This is a genomic window from Streptomyces sp. URMC 124 (assembly GCF_051386455.1).
Classification (GTDB): Bacteria; Actinomycetota; Actinomycetes; order Streptomycetales; family Streptomycetaceae; genus Streptomyces.
This window is the reverse complement of the sequence record NZ_JBPQTS010000483.1, coordinates 1-268: the sequence shown is the minus strand read 5'-3', so window position 1 is coordinate 268 and position 268 is coordinate 1. Positions and strand designations below refer to the sequence as shown.

Below are 268 nucleotides of genomic sequence, written 5' to 3'. Positions count from 1 at the left end.
ATAATTCAGTTCGAGCTGGTCCACTTTCTCCAAGGTTTCCGTCGTTTCCTTCAAAGTCCGCTTTAGTTCCTGATTCAGAGACACCAGCTCCTGCCGAGACGCCTCCAAAATTTCGAACATCTGGTATTTGCTGTCCTCCATCACTTTGATTGCATTCTTTATGACACGGTCGATGGCATCGGCTTGATAATCCACGCACTCTACTCCATTTCTAACGTTTCATATACATATCATACCATATCATGATTCGATCGTAACGGTCTTCGTG

Annotated in this window: 1 protein-coding gene; it reads right to left on the bottom strand. The window is 44.4% G+C overall.

What is annotated here, in order from left to right:
- Nucleotides 1-195: hypothetical protein (locus tag ACSNOG_RS33410; RefSeq protein WP_436756422.1), on the bottom strand; the 195-nt coding region annotated here is incomplete at its 3' end.
- Between the last annotated feature and the right edge of the window lie 73 nt (nucleotides 196-268).